The sequence below is a fragment of the Sphingomonas sp. 67-41 genome (assembly GCF_001899725.1).
GTDB classification, from domain to species: domain Bacteria; phylum Pseudomonadota; class Alphaproteobacteria; order Sphingomonadales; family Sphingomonadaceae; genus Sphingomonas; species Sphingomonas leidyi.
Map to the genome: position 1 here is coordinate 970444 of NZ_MKWJ01000022.1, position 17839 is coordinate 988282.

A 17839-nucleotide genomic window follows, 5' to 3' on the forward strand; every position below is an offset into this window, starting at 1 on the left:
CATGCACGGCATCCGGCTTGGCTAACCCCGCCTTAACCACTTCGCCGGCATATCCCGGAGCAAGTGGCCGATCGTCCCGCGGCCGCAAAGGGGACAAGTTTCGTGACCAACGCCGTTTCGCTTGAGGATCTGCCGGCACCGGGCTCCACGGCCGCCCGCATCGACGTGCGCGCCCGGCTTCGCATCTTCGATTTCGAAGGCTCGCTCGCCGCTTCGGGCCGCGCCGCCTGGGAAGCGCTGGAGCCGGAGATTCGCGCGGTCTCGGAGGCCTATTGGCAGCAATGGCTGCGCTGCTTCGCCGACGAGCGCAGCTGGGCGCCCGACGATACCCAGAAGATGATCGATCTCGGCGTCGTCTTCCTCAGGAACCGCTTCCTCGACGCCGAGGGCCGCGCCTGGATCGAGTCGATCGAGCGCTCGGTCGCGGCGGCCTATGCCGCGAACGTGCCGCCGATGGCGCTGCTCTCGATGATCAGCGCGAGCGACCGGGTGGCGCTCGAGATACTGATCCGCCGCGTCGGCACCGAGGACCAGCGACTCGCCGGCCTGATCGATACGCTGATGCGGCTCTCCGCGCTCGAAGGCGACATCACGGTCGAGATCTACAACATGTACCGCGAGCACAGCGCCCAGGCCGCGCGCGACCGGCTTGCCGAGGATTTTCGCGATTCGATCGGCGGCACCGTCCAGCGCGCCTCGCGCGAGGGCGAGCAGCTGCGCGTCCAGGCCAGCCATACTTCGGCTTCCGCGCGCGGGATGCTGGGCAAGGCATCGGAAGTTGCGGCGGCGGCGGAACAGTCCGCGGTTGCGATGCGCGAGGCGGCGCAGACGGCGGCGGGGCTGATCCGGGCGATCGAGGATGCGCGGATGGAAGTGGAAGCTGCGGCGGGGATCGCGACGCGTGCGTCGTCGCAGGCGACCGACGCGGTGGGGATGAGCGAGGCGCTGAGCGATCATGCCAAGTCGATCGAATCGATCCTGGGGCTGATCCGCGACATTGCCGGGCAGACGAACCTGCTGGCGCTGAACGCGACGATCGAGGCGGCGCGGGCGGGCGATGCCGGGCGCGGCTTCGCAGTGGTGGCGCAGGAAGTGAAGAGCCTGGCGAACCAGACGGCGCGGGCGACGGACGACATCGCGGCGAAGATCGCGGCGATCCAGTCGGCGACGCGGAGCACGGTGGAGACCAATGCCTCGATCCGCTCGACGGTGAGCGAGGTGCAGGAAAGCGCCAATCGCATCCGCGTCGCGATGGAAGTCCAGGCGCAGACCGTCACCGCGATCACTGCCGCCGTCGACGAGACGGCGCTTGCCGCAGACTCCATGTCCGCCACCATCGGCGCCATCCGCGAGGATACCGAGGCCGTGGCGAGCGAGATCGATCGGGTGGGCCAGGGCTTTGCGGCGCTGGAGGGCCAGCTGGGCAGCCTGAAGGGCAGCGCCAGCGATTTCATTGCCAAGGTCGCGGCCTGAGGGGGAGATACGAGATGGTAGGAACCCGCAAGCCCGGCCGCTGGAGCGGAGGCACCCGCACGGTGGAGGACCACCGCCGCGAATATGATTGGGACGGCCTGATCGAGACCGGCTGCCGCGAGATCGTCGCGCTGATCGGCCATCGCCAGCGCGAGATCGCGGAAGCGTTCTGGCGCCACTTCAAGGCGATGCCGACGAGCCTGCCGATGCGCAGGATTCTCGACGATCCCAAGGGCTATGAGGAGCAGGTCGCCCGCGGTGCCCGCTACGGCACGGTCAAGTTCGAGAAGCCCTTCAGCGAGGAATGGGTCGAGATGGTGTGCAGCTACGCCGTCGAGACCTATCAGGCCGGGATCTCCCTGCCGGCACTGGTCGCGGCCTTTTCCTTCGCGCACAGCGAGACGATGCGCGCATTGGGCGAGGCGCTGCCGAACGACGGGGAAAGGCTCGCCCGGCTGTGCGACGTGGTGCAGCGCATGGCGATGGCGGAGGCCGATCTGATGGCCGGCCATCTCGGCGCGCGCGATGCCGCCCAGGCCGATCAGGCGCGCCGCGATCGCTCGCTGCAGTTCAAGGCCAGCATCTCCGAATCGATCGAAGGCGCGACCGGCCTCGCCAATCGCATCCGGGTGCAGGCACAGGGCGCCTCGGGCTCGGCGCGCGGGATGCTGGGCAAGGCATCGGAAGTTGCGGCGGCGGCGGAACAGTCTGCGGTTGCGATGCGCGAGGCGGCGCAGACGGCGGCGGGGCTGATCCGGGCGATCGAGGATGCGCGGATGGAAGTGGAAGCTGCGGCGGGGATCGCGACGCGTGCGTCGTCGCAGGCGACCGACGCGGTGGGGATGAGCGAGGCGCTGAGCGATCATGCCAAGTCGATCGAATCGATCCTGGGGCTGATCCGCGACATTGCCGGGCAGACGAACCTGCTGGCGCTGAACGCGACGATCGAGGCGGCGCGGGCGGGCGATGCCGGGCGCGGCTTCGCAGTGGTGGCGCAGGAAGTGAAGAGCCTGGCGAACCAGACGGCGCGGGCGACGGACGACATCGCGGCGAAGATCGCGGCGATCCAGTCGGCGACGCGGAGCACGGTGGAGACCAATGCCTCGATCCGCTCGACGGTGAGCGAGGTGCAGGAAAGCGCCAACCGCATCCGCGTCGCGATGGAAGTCCAGGCGCAGACCGTCACCGCGATCACCGCCGCGGTCGACGAGACGGCGCTTGCCGCAGACTCCATGTCCGCCACCATCGGCGCCATCCGCGAGGATACCAAGTCGGTCACCCATGAGATCGACACGCTCCAGAAGGACGTGGCCGAAGTCGACGATCGTCTCCACAAGCTGCGCGCTGCCGCGGACAGTTTCTCCAGCAGCGTCGCTGCCTGAAGCGCTTCGTCATTCCCGCGAAGGCAGGGCTCCAGGGGCAAGCGGGACAGCACTTGCTGCTCTGGTCCTCCGCCTTCGCGGGGATGGCGGGGACAGGGCGAAGCGGCTAGGCAGGCGCATGGCCACCCACATTCTCCTCACCGGCGCGAGCCGCGGCATCGGCGCCGCGATCGCCGACAGCTTCCGGAACGACGCGGTTCGCCTGATCGGGCAGGGCACCAGGAGCGGCATACCCGCCGATTTCGCCGATCCGGCGGCGCCCAGGGCCCTGTGGGACCAGGCGCTCGATGCGCTGGACGGGCGGATCGACGTGCTCATCAACAATGCCGGGGTGTTCGAGAGCAATCCGCTCGACATCGAGCATGACGACTGGGTAGCGAACTGGGAGCGGACGATGCGCGTCAACCTCACCGCTTCGGCCGAACTCTGCCGCCTCGCCATCTGCCACTGGCAGGCCGGGGGGCGTCCCGGGCGCATCGTCAACATGGCGAGCCGCGCCGCCTATCGCGGCGACAGCCCGGCGCACTGGCACTATGCCGCGTCCAAGGCGGGCATGGTCGGCATGACCAAGAGCATCGCCCGGGGCTATGCGCGCAGCGGCATCCTCGCCTTCGCGATCTGCCCGGGCTTCACCATGACCGGCATGGCCGACGACTATCTCGCCAGCCGCGGCGGCGAGAAGCTGCTCGCGGACATCCCGCTCGGCCGGGTGGCGGACGCCGACGAAGTGGCCGTGCTCGCCCGTTTCTGCGCGCTTGCCGCGCCGCCCTCGATGACCGGGGCAGTGCTCGACATCAACGGGGCGAGCTATGTCCGATAGCCCCGGGCCCCGGCTCCCCCTGGCCGCGCGCCCGCCCTTCGTCGGCGGGCTCCTCGTCGGCGCGCTGGCCGTGGTCGGGGCGGGCATCGTGATCCTGGCGGTGGTCCTGGTCGGCGGCATGATGCTCACGCGCGGGCGGGGCAATGCCGATGCTCCGGCGCAGGTCGAGGCCAAGGCCGCCAAGGAAGTCTTCGCCGTCGCGGCGGTCAATCCGCTGCACGGCACCAACGCGCAGGAGATCGTGATCGCCACCGATTCCTCGATCCGGCGCGGCGATGCCGGCTCCTATTCGGGCGGGGGCGCCCCGGACGAGCGCAACGTGATCCTGCTCGACAAGGCGAGCGGCGCCAGTCGCAAGCTGCTGCCGGACAATGGCCGCCGGATCCTCTCCCGCGAGTATCTGCCGGCGATGGCCGGTGCGGGGGAGGAAGGCGTGGACACGCAAAAGGCCCCGCTCGCTTATTATGTGTTCCGCGTCCGCGCCGCCGATGGCACGGGTCAGGATGTGCTGGTCGGCAATCTCGCCACCGGGCGCCAGGCCTATCTGCTCGCCGGGGTAGACGGGATCGACAAGGCCTGGATGCAGAGCCCGACCCGCCTCGCGCTGCTGATGCGCCAGGGCCGCAAGCTGCAATATCGCGCGATCGAGATCCCCGATCTCAAGGTGGTCGTCGCGCGTCCCGTGGAGATCGATTGATGTCGAGCTGGAAGCTCATCCTGCCCTGCACCCGCGCCGAAGCGGAGGCGATCGATGCCGATGACGAGGCACTGTTCGGCATCGAGCCGATGCCCGTGCTGCTGACCAGCGAGCGGATCGAGGACGATCCCGACCATTGGCAGCTCGAGGCTTTCTTCGAATCGAAGCCCAACAGCGCCGCGCTCGACGCGGTGCGCGCCCTGGTGCCGAGCGCGAAGGGCGTGAAGGCGGTCGCCGAGAAGATCCGCGACGCCGATTGGGTGACGCTCAGCCAGGCCGGGATCGAGCCGGTCCATGCCGGCCGCTTCTACGTCCATACCGCTACCAACAAGGGCAAGGTGCCCGAAGGTGCCACGGCCTTCCGCATCGATGCCGGCCTCGCCTTCGGCACCGGCACGCACGCGACCACTTCGGGCTGCCTGCTCGCGCTCGACCGGCTGAAGCAGGAGGGCAAGCGCTTCGAGAACGTCCTCGATCTCGGCACCGGCACCGGCCTGCTCGCCTTCGCGGCACTCCATCTCTGGCCGCGCGCCTATGCCACGGCGTCGGATATCGATGCGCGCGCAGTCGCGGTCACTGCCGAGAATGCCGAGCGCAACGGCATCAGGCTGGGCGGCGGGCAGGGCGCGCTGGCGCTGGCCGCCGCGGCGGGCGTCGAGCATCCGCTGCTGATCGGCCGCGCGCCCTATGACCTGGTCATCGCCAACATCCTTGCCGGCCCGCTGGTCGAGCTGGCGCCGAGCATCGGCGCGGTGCTGGCCGAGGGGGGCACGCTGATTCTGGCGGGGCTGCTGGCGGGGCAGGCCGAGACGGTGGCCCAGGCCTATCGCCGCCAGGGCCTGCGCCTGGTCCACCGCGCCGATCGCGGCGACTGGCCGACGCTGACGCTGACGAAGCGGGTGCGCTATGGGACGGAACGGGTGACCCGGCTGAGCCGCGGCAAGGGTGAGGCGCCGGGGTTCGGGAGCTGGTGACGATCCTTTCCCCCGCCCTGCGGAGGGGCGCCGGGATCAAATCTCGATCAAGACCTTGATTTCGTTCGCCATCCCCGCCCGAGCGGGGGTGACGGGGTTCGCCGAACGAGCCTCGACCCTAGGAGGCCTTCGACCGCGCATATTCCTGGGTGCCGCGGGTGACCACGTCGTCCCCCGGCAGGATCTCGGCGATCGGGATGTCCGGCTGGCGGAGAATCTCGTCGTAGAGCGGCGCGAAATCGGTCTCCACCGTGGCGCGCAGCAGTTCGGCATAGCTCGGGATGACGAAATAATTCTGCTGGAAGTCGTCGATCCGATAATCGGTGCGCATCACGCGCTTCAGGTCGAAGCCGATGCGGTTGGGGCTGGCGCTTTCCAGCGCGAACACGCTTTCGGCGAAGGACGAGACGATGCCGGCGCCATAGATGCGCAGGTCGCCGTCCTCGCGGACCAGCCCGAACTCCACCGTGTACCAATAGAGCCGGCCGAGCTGCTTCAGCGCGCCCAGCTCGAGCGCCCGGTTGCCGCCGCGGCCATAGGCCTCGAGATAGTCGGCGAACACAGGATCGGCGAGCATCGGCACATGGCCGAACACGTCGTGAAAGACGTCCGGCTCCTGGATATAGTCGAGCTGGTCGGGCCGGCGGATGAAGTTGCCGGCGACGAAGCGGCGATTGGCCATGTGATCGAAGAACACATCGTCGGGCACCAGCCCGGGCACTGCGACCACTTGCCAGCCGGTGAGCTTCATCAGCCGCTCGCTCAGCTCCTCGAAGTTCGGAATGCCCGATTCGGAAAGGCGCAGCGCGTCGAGGCCCTTCAGATAGGCATTGCTCGCCCGGCCCGGCAGCAGCTTGGCCTGGCGCGCATAGAGCCTGTCCCAGGTCGCATGCTCTTCGGCCGTATAGGCCTGCCAGTTCTGCGGGATCGTCCAGTCGGCCGATGCACCCTCGGGCGGGCGATCGAGCACATGCGTGTCTTGAGCCATGAAAATAGCATAGCATGCCATGGTGCAGGTGCGAAATGGGGGATGGCCGGTTGCGGGTTCTCGTACGACTGATCGGATCGCTGGTGCTGCCTGTGGTCCTCTATCTCGCCGCCGCGGCGCTGGGCGCCGGGTTCGCCACCAACAGCGGGCGCGCGCCGCCTGCGACGGGCGTGCGCATCTATGTGGCAGACAATGGCGCGCACACCGACCTGATCCTGCCCGCCGCCGCCTTCCGCGACATCGCCCGGCCCGAGCATCTGGCCGATCCCCGCTACGGTGCCGAGCCCTATCTCGCCATCGGCTGGGGCAATCGCGATTTCTACCTCCACACCGCCCGGTGGCGCGACATCAACCTGTGGCGCACCGCCAAGGCAATGGCCGGCGCCGGATCGACCGTGCTCCACGTCGAGCATGTGCCCGAGCCGCGCGCGGACGGATCGGTGCGCGCGGTGCTGCTCCGGCCCGAGGAATATCGCCGGCTGGTCGCCTATGTCCGCGGCACCTTTGCCGCCGGGCCGGTGGTGCGCGGCTATGGCACGCGCGACGCCTTCTATTCGGCCAAGGGCGGCTATAGCGCGCTCCGTACCTGCAACGAATGGACGGGCGGGGGCTTGCGCGAGGCGGGCGTGCGGATGGGTATCTGGACGCCGCTGCCCTGGGGCGTGATGCTGTGGCTATGATCCCGCGCACGGCCGCCGAGCCGCCGCCCCGCCTTGCCCTTGCGCTCGAACCGGCCCGTGCCGCGATGACCCTGGCCGAACTCGCCCGTTTCCGCCTCGCCGGGCTCGCCCGGGGCGACGGCCGGCCGGTGCTGGTGTCGCCGGGCCTGTGCAACACCGATCGCTCCAACTTCGTGCTGCGCGCCATGCTGGGCCGGCTCGGCTATCGTCCCTATCCCTGGCGGCTCGGCCGCAATTTCGGCGTGCGCACCGTCGGGCCGGAGTGCGAGAAGCTGATCGCCCGAGTCGAGGAGATCCAGCGCGAGACCGGTGGGAAGGTCACGCTGATCGGCGTCTCGCTCGGCGGCGTGATGAGCCGCATCGTCGCGCATCGCCGCCCCGATCTGGTGCGCGCGGTGCTCACCATCAGCTCGCCCTTTGCCGGACCGCCCAGCGCCACCAATGTCTGGCGCCCCTTCCAACTGCTCACCGGCGAGAAGATCGCCGATCCGGCAGTGGTGGAGCGGCTGGCCGAGGCCGCGCGCCCGCTGCCCATGCCGAGCGCCGCGATCTGGAGCCGCAGCGACGGCTTCGTGAACGGGCTGATCTGCCGCGAAGGCAACGACGCGGCGTGCCGTGCGCTCGAGGTGCGCAGCAGCCATCTGTTCGTCCAGATGAAGCCGCAGGTGCTTCGCGCCGTGGCGGAGATATTGGGAGGCTGGGCCTAGATCGGCCGGCCGGCACCTGCCTCGAACAGCGTCAGGTCGCGCGCGCCGATGCCTAGCCCGGGCCAGGTCGCGCGCCATTCCCGGATGTGCGGGCTCGCTCCATGCGCCGCCAGCGAGGCCTGGTCCGCCCAATGCTCGGTCACATGGATCAGCCCGGGATCGAGCACGTCCTCGCCATAGCTGTAGCGCAGGCAGCCGGGCTCCGCACGGCTCGCCGCGACCATCGCCGCCATCACCGGCCGCGCCGTGTCGAGATTGGCGGGCGGCAGGCGGAAGGTGCCGGTGATGATCAGCATGGAAACCGCTCCGTCGCGGTGCGCGGCCAGGTGAGGATCAGGAGCACCGCCGCGACGAGATGGCTGGCGAGGATCACGGCCGGTACGCCGTTCCACACCGGGTCGGCGGGCAGCAACGCGCCCATCGCCATGCGCTTGAAGAGCAGATCCCACAACAGCGGCAGCACCAGGAGCGCCGCGAAGCCCGCCAGCCGGTGCCGCCGGGGCAAGCGGCCCCAGGCGAGGATCAGCGGCGGCAGCGCGAGCGCCATCGTGATCGCCACCATCGCGGGAAAGGCGAGGGCTTCGCCGAACAGCGCCTTGCCGATGATCCGCTCGTCGCCGCCGCCCGTCGCCACGGTGACGATGCGCGCGAGCGGCAGGTTGGCGAAGATCAGGAACAGGCCCAGCTGCCCGCGCAGCGCGACGCCGGCATAGATCAGCAGCCAGCTCAGCGCCGGTCCGGCCAGCGCCGCGATCCAGGCGGCCGAATCCGGGCATGTCTCGGGCAAGGTGAAGGTGGCCAGCGTCATGCCGCCCCAGGCGCCGCAGACGATGCGGCCGGTCAGGTGATGCGCCAGCTCGTGCGCGCCCAGACAGAGCCAGGAGAGCGCGGCGATGAACGGCAGCGCGCGCGCGCCGGGCCAGCGGGCCATCGTCCGGTTCAGACGGTTTCGCGGTCGAACAATTCCCGGGCGTCGAGGCCGAGGAGCGCGATATGCTCCTTCACCCGCGGCCAATAGCCGGTGAGGAAGCGCTCGCGCTCGGCGATGCGCAGCTTCTCCACCGCGCCCGGCAGCACGAACATGCCGACGCCGCGCCGGACCTCGACATAGCCGTCGTCCTGGAAGCTCTGATAGGCCTTGGCCACCGTGAGCGGATTGGCGCCGTGCTCGGCCGCCAGCGCGCGCACCGACGGAAGCTGATCCCCTGCCCGGTATTGCCCGCGCAGGATCGCCGCGGCGATGCTGGCGCGCAGCTTGAGGTAGACCGGGCTGTCCTCGTGCTCTAGCGCTGTCATGCTGCCATAATACACCAATCAGGCAGCGGGTCCATACCCCGGATTCCACTTATGTGCGATTTCGGACAGTGACGGCCGGGGGCGCTCCTCCAGCGGCGCGGCAGGGGTGCCGATGAAGACGAATCCCGCGACCTTCTGCGGCGCTTCGCCGAACAGGTCGCGCACGGCATCCGAATAGGCGGCCCAGCCGGTCAGCCAGCCGCCGGCGAAGCCCAGGGCATGCGCGGCATGGAGCAGGTTCATGCAGGCCGCGCCGGCGGAGAGCTCCTGTTCCCATGCCGGAATCTTGTGCGGCACCACGGGCGCGGAGAGCACCACCACCAGCGCCGGCGCCTGAGTGGCGAACTGGATCGCCGCCTCCTCGTCGCGTGCGGTGCAGTCCGCCTTCTCGCTGCGCAATATCGCGACGAGCTTCTCGCCCAGCGCGGCCCGCGCCGTCTTGGGCACGATCACGAAGCGCCAGGGGAAGAGCTTGCCGTGATCGGGCGTGCGGGCGGCGATCTCGATCATCGCGTCGAGCTGCTCCGGGCTGGGCCCGGGCCCGGCCATGTCGCGAGGCTTGCCCGAGCGGCGGGTGCGGAGATGGGCGAGCAGGCTGGAGCTATCGTTCAGGACCATGGCCGGGCATCTAGGGAGTGGAAGGCGCGCGCGCAAACGCCACCGTCGCGGACCAGAAAGGATTCGACTGCGCAACGATGAAGGTGCTCAGATCGCCGCCGGTACGAACCTGTCCGGGAGTCTCGCGGTCATGTCTCAACAAGAAACCTCGAAGGATATGCATGGCGACGGCCATGAGCATCCGGAGGGAGCGCAGGCCCATGCGCTGGGCGCCGTCATGAACATGGTGCGCAGCGTCAGCTGGGGCCAGGGGACGAGCGGGACGCTCAGCATCGCCACCGCGCTGCCCCGTCCCTGTTCGAGCTTCATCGCCTCGGGCATCCTGTTCCAGATACAGACGACGGTCGGCGCCACGTCGTTTCCCTTCACCTATCACGGCCCGAAGACGCGCACCGTGCTTCAGCAGATCCTCCGGCCCGGCACGAACATCTTGCTCCAATGAGCGCGGACCCGAGATCCGCAGGATAGGCGCGGCGGGCGCCGGTGCGGCGATGTCGCGCCGGCCCATGCTTTACAGCGGCTTCATTCCGTCTAGTTTGGCCGCCCATGCGCCGGGCCCCGAGCCCGGAACCGATATCAAAGGGCAATAAACCGCATGGTCGACACTCCAACCGCCGATAGTCCGGCAGAGCCGGACATCACCCACGTCAATCCCGCCGCGGAGAAGACGTGGTTCGGGCATCCCCGCCAGCTGGCGCGCATGTTCACCACCGAGATGTGGGAGCGCTTCGGCTATTACGGCATGCGCGCGCTGCTGACGCTCTATCTCACGCAGCATTTCATGTTCGGCGATCGCGAGGCGACCGGCCTCTATGGCGGCTATACCGCCCTCGTCTATCTCACGCCGCTGATCGGCGGCTATCTGGCCGATCAGTATCTGGGTTCGAAGCGCGCGGTGAAATTCGGCGCGATCGTCATGTCGCTGGGCTATCTGATCCTCTGCTTCGGCGGCCCCACCGCCAAGCCCCATGCGACGATCGACGGCCAGCGCTACGAAGTCTCGATCGGCAAGTCGGCCGAGGGCAAGGAAGTCCGCTACGTCGTCGACGGGGCGAAGAAGCTCGAGATCAAGGGCAATGACGACGGCAGCGTCGACCTGCTCGACGCCGGTGCGGTCGCGCGCAAGGTCGAGAAGGGCAAGTTCGAGTCCGGCGCGGATCGCAATGCCTTCTACGTGATGGTGATGCTGATCGCGCTGTCGATGGTCTCGGTCGGCAACGGCTTCTTCAAGCCGAACATCTCCACCATGGTCGGCGAGCTCTACGAGCAGGGTGACCGACGACGCGACAGCGGCTTCACCATCTTCTACATGGGCATCAACACCGGCTCGCTCTTCTCGCAGATCCTCTGCCCCTGGCTCGCCGTGGCCTATGGCTGGAGCTGGGGCTTCGGCCTCGCCGCGATCGGCATGATGATCTCGTGGTCGCTGATCCAGTTCAACGGCGGCAAGCTCGACGGCTATGGCGAACCGCCGGCCAAGCCCGGTGTGAATTCGCAGCAATGGATCATCTATGCGGTCGCCCTCTGCGTCGTGCCGCTCTTCTATCTGCTCTACGTCAACCTGATGCATTCCGCCGCGCCCGCCGCGGGCTCGGGCTTTATCGGCTATGTCGTTTCGCTGCCGCTGATGGGCAAGCTGTTGTTCGGCTCGTTCCTGATCGGCGTGCCGGCGATCCTGATCTGGTCGTTCTTCGCGGGCAGCAGGACCGAGTTCCAGATGATGCTGGCGGCGATGGTGCTGATCGTTTTCAACGTCGTGTTCTGGACGCTGTTCGAGCAGGCGGGCTCGTCGCTTACCCTGTTCGCGGACCGCAACACCGATCTCTCCGTGTTCGGGCTGTTCACCATCACCGCGGGCCAGACCCAGTTCTTCAACGCTGCCTTCATCGTGCTGCTCGCGCCGTTCATGTCGCTGCTGTGGACGGCGCTGGCCAAGCGCGGGCTGGAGCCGTCGATCCCGGTGAAGTTCGGCATCGCGCTGATCGGCGTGGCGGCGGGCTTCCTGCTGCTCGTCTGGGGCGCGCAATATGCCGATGCCAATTTCCAGGTGGGCATCTGGTGGCTCGCCGGCCTCTATTTCATCCACTCCTTCGCCGAGCTGTGCATCTCGCCGGTGGGCCTGTCGATGATCACCAAGCTGTCGATCGCGCGCGTGGTCGGGTTGATGATGGGCGTGTGGTTCCTGTCGATCTCGGTGGCGCAATATGTCGCCGGCGTCGTCGCGCAGTTCGCCAGCGTCGAAACGGTGGGTGGCCAGGTGACCAACCTCAAGACCAGCCTGCTCGTCTATGTCGACGTGTTCACCACCATTTCGATCGCGGCGATCATCCTCGGCGTGCTGCTCCTGCTGCTGAGCTGGCCGCTGAAATACTGGATGCACGGCGTGAAATAGGCGCCGCGCCTTCCGCGCAAACGAAAAGGGGGAGCGGCGACGCTCCCCCTTTTTGCGTCTGCGGTGCCGCCCGTTCAGGCGGCGAGGCGCAGCTCGGCCTGCTCGTCGGCGGCGACGCGCGGCGCCTGAACGGCGACCGGCAGCGTGACTTCGCGACGCGCGGCAAGGAAGAGCGAGATAAGCGAGAACATCGTGAAACCCTCATGCGAGCATTGCTTTGCTGCAATGCAGCATGTTCAGATGGTTCAGGGTTGCGCTTTCCGCAACTGCAATGGGTTGGGGATTGGATTGCGGGATTTGCAATCGTGACGCGGGCGTAGCGAAGCCGCGTGCCTATCGCTTCCGCCCGAACCAGATCACGTGCCGCGGGCCCTTGCCGTTGCTGCGTGCGCGCACCGCGACTTCCTCCACCTGGAAGCCGGTATCCTTCAGCCGCCGGGCAAAGGCGTTGTCGGGCGCGGCGGACCAGACGGCGAGCACGCCGCCCGGCTTGAGCGCCTCCCATTGCTTCTGCAGCCCGCGCGGCGAATAGAGCCGGTCGTTGGCGTCGCGGGTGAGCCCGTCGGGGCCGTTGTCGACATCGAGCAGGATCGCGTCATAGGTCGCGCGCGCGCGGCCGATCACCGCGGCGACATCGTCGAGCACCACGTCGACGCGCGGATCGTCGAGGCAGCCGGCGGCCAGCTCGGCCATCGGCCCCTTCGCCCATGCGATGATCTCCGGCACCAGCTCGGCGACGGTCAGCCTGGCGTCCGGGCCCAGCGCCGCCTGCGCCGCGCGCAGGGTGAAGCCCATGCCATAGCCACCGATCAGCAGATGCGGCGCCGGGTTGTCGAGCCGCTCGCAGCTCATCACCGCCAGCGCTTCCTCCGAACCGCTCATCCGGCTCGACATCAGCTCGTTGCGATCGAGCACGATCATGAAGTCGCGCCCGCGGCGGAACAGCCGCAGCGCCTCGCCCCCGCCGGGGACGATCGCGGTATCGATGAGTTCGCGTGGAGTCATGCGCCCCTTTGCCGCGCCCGGGCATGCGGTTGCAATGCAGGATTTGGCCCGATCGCCGCCGGGCCGGGAAGGCGCGCGCAGGAACGCAAACGGCCCGGCATCGCTGCCGGGCCGCTGCATTGGGCGAAGCCTTGGGGGCTTACCAGATATGCACGCGCTGCTCGGGCGCGAGGTAGAGTTTGTCGCCCGGCTGGATGTTGAACGCCTTGTACCAGGCGTCGACGTTGCGGACGATGCCGTTGACGCGGAACACGGCCGGCGAATGCGGGTCGGTCAGTGCCAGCTGGCGGGCGGTGTCCTCGCGCAGCTTGGTCTGCCAGGCCTGGGCATAGGCCAGGAAGAAGCGCTGGTCGCCGGTCAACCCGCCGATCACCGGCGCCTTGCCATGCTCGGCCTGGTATTTCTGGAAGGCGCCATATGCCGCCTCGACGCCGCCCAGATCGCCGATATTCTCGCCGAGCGTCAGCTTGCCCTGCACCTTGGTGCCGGGAATGGCCTCATAGCCGTCATACTGAGCCACGAGTGCTGCGGTGCGCTCGCCGAACGCCTTCTTGGCGCCGTCGGTCCACCAGTTCTCGAACTTGCCGGTCGGGCCGAACTGGCTGCCCTGGTCGTCGAAGCCATGGCCCATCTCATGGCCGATGATCGCGCCGATCGCGCCATAATTCACCGCCGGATCGGCATTGGGATCGAAGAAGGGCGGCTGCAGGATCGCGGCCGGGAACGTGATCTGGTTGGAGAGCGGGTTGTAATAGGCGTTCACCGTCTGCGGGGTCATGTCCCACAGGGTGCGGTCGACCGGCTTGCCGAAGCGCGACAGTTCGAGCTCGTGCTGGAACTCGCCCGAACGCATCGCATTGCCGAGCAGGTCGCCGCGGACGACCTTGAACGACGAATAGTCGATATATTTGTCGGGGTGGCCGATGCGCGGTTCGAAGGCGGCAAGCTTGGCGAGCGCCTTCTGCTTGGTCGCCTCGTCCATCCAGGTCGAGGCGGCGATGCGCTCCTTGTAGGAGCCGCGCAGATTCTCGATCAGCTCGGCCATCTGCTTCTCGGCTGCGGGCGGATAATATTTCGAGACGTAGATCGCGCCGACCGCCTCGCCGAGCGCGCCGTTGACCAGCTGCACGCCGCGCTTCCAGCGCTCGCGCTGCACCTTCACGCCCGACAGCGTCTGCGAATAAAAGGCGAAGCGGGTGTCGTCGAAGGCCTTGGGCAGGAACTGCGCATGGTCGCTGACGAAGCGATAGGCGAGATAGTCCTTCCAGGCCTGCAGCGGCGTGGCGACCATCAGCTTGCCGAGCGCGGTGACGGCGGTGTTCTGCGTCATCAGCACCTTGGGCGAGCTCTCGAGACCGGCGGTCTTGAGCATCAGCGCCCAGTTGAAGTCCGGCGCCTTGGCCTTCAGGCCGGCCAGCGTCTGCGGGTCGTTGAGCTTGGCGATGTCGCGGCTTTCGGCCGGCGACCACTGGACCTTGGCCATCGCGGTCTCGAGCGCGACGATCGCATCGGCCTTGGCGGCGGCGTCGGGGATGCCCGCCAGCTCCTGGATCTTCTGGACATAGGCGCGATAGGCCGTGCGGAACGCGTCGTACTTGGCGCCTTCGAGCAGGTAATAGTCGCGCGGCATGCCCAGGCCGCCCTGGCCGGTAACCGCGGTATAATGGGTGGGATCGGCGAGGTCGGGGATGATCCCCAGCTCGACCGGCGAGGCATAGCCGACGGTGGCGAACAGCACCTGCAGCGCGTCGAGATTGTTCACGCCGTTGATCTTGGCGAGATAGGGCTTGAGCGGCGCGGTGCCGAGCTTCTCGATGCCGGCCTCATCCATCCAGCTGGCATAGAAGTCGCCGACCCGCTTGCCCGAGGCGCCATAGGCGGTGGGATTCTTCGCCATGTCGTCGAGGATCGCACGGACGTTCGCCTCGGCCTCGATCGAGAGCAGCGTGCCGAAGCCGGCCGAGGCGCGGTCGGCGGCGATCTCGACGCGGTCGTTCCAGCCGCCGTTCGCGAAGGCCCAGAAATCGTCGCCCGGCTTCACGCCCGGCTTCTGCGCGGAGAGGTCGACGCCGAAGCTGCCATATTTCGGCTTGGCGGTCTGCGCCATTGCCGGCGAGACGGCGAGCAGTGCCACGCCGGCGGCGAGACGCACCATGTTGCTGATCTTCATTTTGAGGATTCCCCCGAAAGACTGTGTTAGCCGGATGTAACGCCGGGTAGTTACACTCGCAACGGGTTTCAGGCTATAATTCGCGGCGATAGGCGGCAGTGACTTCGGCCCCGAAGGTCGCGAAGATCAGCTGGAGCTCGGGATCCCCGGCCAGCGCCCTGCGCGCCTCGGCCACCGCGATCCCCGTCGCCGCCGCGATCGGATAGCCATAGACGCCGCAGCTGATCGCCGGGAAGGCGAGCGTGCGGAAGCCATGGGCGCGGGCGATCTCGAAGCAGCGGCGATAGCAGCTGGCGAGCAGTTCGGGCTCGCCATGCCCGCCGCCATGCCAGACCGGGCCGACGGTGTGGATCACATGCCCGGCGGGCAGGCGATAGCCTCTGGTGAGCTTGGCATCGCCGGTCGCGCAGCCCCCCAGCGTGCGGCACTCGGCGAGCAGTTCCGGGCCGGCGGCGCGGTGGATCGCGCCGTCCACGCCCCCGCCGCCGAGCAGCGAGTTCTTCGCCGCGTTGACGATCGCATCCACGTCGAGGCGGGTGATGTCCCCCTCGACGATCCGGATGCGATCCTCGCTCATCCCACCCGGTTCTTCACCAGGTCGTCGACCACCGACGGATCGGCGAGCGTCGAAGTGTCGCCCAGCGACGAGACGTCGCCCTCGGCGATCTTGCGCAGGATGCGGCGCATGATCTTGCCGGAGCGCGTCTTGGGCAGGCCGGGGGCGAACTGGAGCGCGTCGGGCGTGGCGATCGGGCCGATCTCGGTGCGCACCCATCTGGTCAGCTCGGCGCGCAGTGCCTCGTCGGCGGTGCAGTTCGCGTTGAGCGTGACATAGGCATAGATGCCCTGGCCCTTGATGTCGTGCGGCATGCCGACCACCGCGGCCTCCGCCACCTTGGGGTGGAGCACCAGCGCGCTCTCCACTTCGGCGGTGCCCATGCGGTGGCCCGAGACGTTGATCACGTCGTCGACGCGGCCGGTGATCCAGTAATAGCCGTCCTCGTCGCGCCGGCAGCCGTCGCCGGTGAAATACTTGCCGCGATAGGTAGTGAAATAGGTCTGGAAGAAGCGGGCATGATCGCCCCAGACGGTGCGCATCTGCCCGGGCCAGCTGCGCGCGATGACGAGGTTCCCCTCGGTCGCGCCGTGGAGGACCGTGCCCTCGCCGTCGACGATCTGCGGGTCGACGCCGGGGAAGGGCCGGGTGGCGGAGCCGGGCTTGAGCGGCGTGGCGCCGGGCAGCGGGGTGATCATGTGGCCGCCGGTCTCGGTCTGCCACCAGGTGTCGACGATCGGGCAGCGGCCCTCGCCGACCACGTCGTAATACCAGCGCCACGCCTCGGGATTGATCGGCTCGCCCACCGTGCCCAGCAGCTTGAGCGACTGGCGCGAGGTGCTGGCGACATATTGGTCGCCTTCGCGCATCAGCGCGCGCAAGGCGGTAGGGGCGGTATAGAGGATCTCGACCTTGTGGCGGTCGACCACCTGCCAGATGCGGCTGGCATCGGGCCAGTTGGGCACGCCTTCGAACATCAGCGTGGTGCCGCCGTTCGCCAGCGGACCATAGACGATATAGCTGTGCCCGGTGACCCAGCCGATGTCCGCCGCGCACCAATAGACCTGGCCGGGGCGATAGTCGAAGACCAGCTCGTGGGTCAGGCTGGCCCAGAGCAGATAGCCGCCCGAGGAGTGGAGCACGCCCTTGGGCTTGCCGGTCGAGCCCGAGGTGTAGAGGATGAACAGCGGGTCCTCGGCGCCCATCGGTTCGGCCGGGCAGTCGGCGGGAACGTCCGCGGCGGCCGCGTGATACCAGATGTCGCGGCCTTCCTGCATCGGCACGTCGCCGCCGGTGGCCTGCACCACGATCACCTTCTCGAGGCAGCGAACGTGCTGGGCGGCCGCGTCGACATTGGTCTTGAGCGGCACCTTCTTGCCGCCGCGCCGGCCCTCGTCGGCGGTGATCACCACCGCGGAATCGCAATCGGTGATGCGGCCCGCCAGCGCTTCCGGGGAAAAGCCGCCGAACACCACCGAGTGGATCGCGCCGATCCGCGCGCAGGCCAGCAGCGCGAAGGCCGCTTCGGGAATCATCGGCATGTAGATGGTGACGCGGTCGCCCTTGCGGACGCCCTGCGCCTTCAGCACGTTGGCGAAGCGGCAAACCTCGGCATGGAGCTGGCGATAGGTGTAGCGCCGGGGCGCCTCGTCCGGCGCGTCCGGCTCCCAGAGGATCGCGACCGCGTCGCCCCGCTTCGCGAGATGCCGGTCGACGCAGTTGGTCGAAACGTTCAGCTTGCCGTCCGCGAACCAGTTGATCCGGAAGTCCGCCTCTTCGAACGACCAGTCCCCCGCGATCTCCGGGCGCTTCACCCAATCCAGCCGGCGCGACTGCTCGAGCCAGAAGCTGCCCGGATCGGCCAGGCTCATGCCGTAGAGCTTCTCATAGCCTTCAGCATCCACCCGGGCGCTGCGCGCCCAGCTTTCCGGTACGGGGTGGACGCTGATGGTATCGCTCATCGCTACGGGCTCCTCGCTTCGTTGGGGCCTCTCTGCCCAAGCCCGCGCGCCACGCCAAGCGCAGAATATGTTTCCGCGCATGATCCGGCATGGCCGGCGACAGACTGCGACAATATTCTT

At 68.2% G+C, this 17839-nt stretch carries 18 protein-coding genes; 9 read left to right on the forward strand and 9 right to left on the reverse strand.

What is annotated here, in order from left to right:
* Positions 1 to 129: 129 nt before the first annotated feature.
* The 5 genes from BGP17_RS15680 (at position 130) to BGP17_RS15700 (ending at position 5346) form a co-directional block, all read left to right on the forward strand.
* Positions 130 to 1473 (forward strand): methyl-accepting chemotaxis protein, encoded by a 1344-nt coding sequence (locus tag BGP17_RS15680; protein ID WP_286712784.1) that lies wholly within the window; start codon positions 130 to 132, stop codon positions 1471 to 1473.
* Between the two features lie 14 nt (positions 1474 to 1487).
* Positions 1488 to 2855 carry a methyl-accepting chemotaxis protein gene (locus tag BGP17_RS15685; RefSeq protein ID WP_286712613.1) on the forward strand — a complete coding sequence of 456 codons (1368 nt, stop codon included), beginning with the start codon at positions 1488 to 1490 and terminating at the stop codon, positions 2853 to 2855.
* Positions 2856 to 2973: 118 nt separating this feature from the next.
* Complete coding sequence (locus tag BGP17_RS15690) at positions 2974 to 3675, forward strand: SDR family NAD(P)-dependent oxidoreductase (protein ID WP_167299645.1); 702 nt, start codon at positions 2974 to 2976, stop codon at positions 3673 to 3675.
* On the forward strand, positions 3665 to 4372 hold the full coding sequence (locus tag BGP17_RS15695; RefSeq protein ID WP_286712614.1) for a hypothetical protein: 708 nt from the start codon (positions 3665 to 3667) through the stop codon (positions 4370 to 4372). Before BGP17_RS15690 ends, BGP17_RS15695 begins: the two co-directional genes overlap by 11 nt.
* Entirely contained in the window at positions 4372 to 5346 is a 975-nt protein-coding gene (locus BGP17_RS15700) for a 50S ribosomal protein L11 methyltransferase (protein ID WP_167299643.1), read from the forward strand. Before BGP17_RS15695 ends, BGP17_RS15700 begins: the two co-directional genes overlap by 1 nt.
* A gap of 118 nt (positions 5347 to 5464) precedes the next feature.
* Here the strand turns inward: BGP17_RS15700 and phhA are convergent, their stop codons facing one another.
* Entirely contained in the window at positions 5465 to 6334 is an 870-nt protein-coding gene (phhA, locus tag BGP17_RS15705; RefSeq protein WP_286712615.1) for a phenylalanine 4-monooxygenase, read from the reverse strand.
* A 50-nt stretch (positions 6335 to 6384) separates the two neighbouring features.
* On the opposite strand from phhA, the gene BGP17_RS15710 reads away from it, so the two are divergent.
* Together BGP17_RS15710 and BGP17_RS15715 are read left to right on the forward strand one after the other, a co-directional pair.
* Positions 6385 to 7014: a TIGR02117 family protein gene (locus tag BGP17_RS15710; RefSeq protein ID WP_286712616.1), complete on the forward strand. Its 630-nt coding sequence runs from the start codon at positions 6385 to 6387 to the stop codon at positions 7012 to 7014.
* Positions 7011 to 7721, forward strand: coding sequence for an alpha/beta fold hydrolase (locus BGP17_RS15715; protein ID WP_167299640.1), 711 nt, complete (start codon positions 7011 to 7013; stop codon positions 7719 to 7721). The genes BGP17_RS15710 and BGP17_RS15715 overlap by 4 nt, the downstream gene beginning before the upstream one ends.
* On the opposite strand, the gene BGP17_RS15720 is transcribed toward BGP17_RS15715, so the two are convergent.
* Genes BGP17_RS15720 through BGP17_RS15735 form a run of 4 tightly spaced genes read right to left on the reverse strand, consistent with a single transcriptional unit; the run spans position 7718 to position 9635 of the window.
* Positions 7718 to 8017: a putative quinol monooxygenase gene (locus BGP17_RS15720; protein WP_286712617.1), complete on the reverse strand. Its 300-nt coding sequence runs from the start codon at positions 8015 to 8017 to the stop codon at positions 7718 to 7720. The genes BGP17_RS15715 and BGP17_RS15720 overlap by 4 nt on opposite strands.
* The gene (locus tag BGP17_RS15725; protein WP_167299638.1) at positions 8011 to 8652 is read right to left on the reverse strand and encodes a hypothetical protein; all 642 of its coding nucleotides are present in this window, start codon (positions 8650 to 8652) and stop codon (positions 8011 to 8013) included. The genes BGP17_RS15720 and BGP17_RS15725 overlap by 7 nt, the downstream gene beginning before the upstream one ends.
* 8 nt (positions 8653 to 8660) lie before the next feature.
* Complete coding sequence (locus BGP17_RS15730) at positions 8661 to 9017, reverse strand: GntR family transcriptional regulator (RefSeq protein WP_086128472.1); 357 nt, start codon at positions 9015 to 9017, stop codon at positions 8661 to 8663.
* Positions 9018 to 9035: 18 nt separating this feature from the next.
* A complete protein-coding gene (locus tag BGP17_RS15735; RefSeq protein WP_286712618.1) occupies positions 9036 to 9635 on the reverse strand; it encodes a nitroreductase family protein in 600 nt (199 codons plus the stop codon).
* A gap of 130 nt (positions 9636 to 9765) precedes the next feature.
* Between BGP17_RS15735 and BGP17_RS15740 the strand changes: the two genes are divergently transcribed.
* Both BGP17_RS15740 and BGP17_RS15745 read left to right on the forward strand, forming a co-directional pair.
* A complete protein-coding gene (locus tag BGP17_RS15740; protein ID WP_286712619.1) occupies positions 9766 to 10077 on the forward strand; it encodes a hypothetical protein in 312 nt (103 codons plus the stop codon).
* Between the two features lie 153 nt (positions 10078 to 10230).
* Positions 10231 to 12027: a peptide MFS transporter gene (locus BGP17_RS15745; RefSeq protein WP_286712620.1), complete on the forward strand. Its 1797-nt coding sequence runs from the start codon at positions 10231 to 10233 to the stop codon at positions 12025 to 12027.
* A 333-nt stretch (positions 12028 to 12360) separates the two neighbouring features.
* Here BGP17_RS15745 and BGP17_RS15750 read toward each other — a convergent pair whose 3' ends face one another.
* The 4 genes from BGP17_RS15750 to acs form a co-directional block, all read right to left on the reverse strand.
* Positions 12361 to 13032 (reverse strand): spermidine synthase, encoded by a 672-nt coding sequence (locus BGP17_RS15750; RefSeq protein WP_167299634.1) that lies wholly within the window; start codon positions 13030 to 13032, stop codon positions 12361 to 12363.
* 139 nt (positions 13033 to 13171) lie between these two features.
* Complete coding sequence (locus BGP17_RS15755; RefSeq protein ID WP_286712621.1) at positions 13172 to 15202, reverse strand: M13 family metallopeptidase; 2031 nt, start codon at positions 15200 to 15202, stop codon at positions 13172 to 13174.
* Between the two features lie 73 nt (positions 15203 to 15275).
* Positions 15276 to 15779, reverse strand: a complete 504-nt coding sequence (locus tag BGP17_RS15760) for an O-acetyl-ADP-ribose deacetylase (protein ID WP_167299632.1) — start codon at positions 15777 to 15779, stop codon at positions 15276 to 15278.
* Entirely contained in the window at positions 15776 to 17719 is a 1944-nt protein-coding gene (acs, locus tag BGP17_RS15765) for an acetate--CoA ligase (RefSeq protein WP_286712622.1), read from the reverse strand. The genes BGP17_RS15760 and acs overlap by 4 nt, the downstream gene beginning before the upstream one ends.
* Positions 17720 to 17839: the final 120 nt, after the last annotated feature.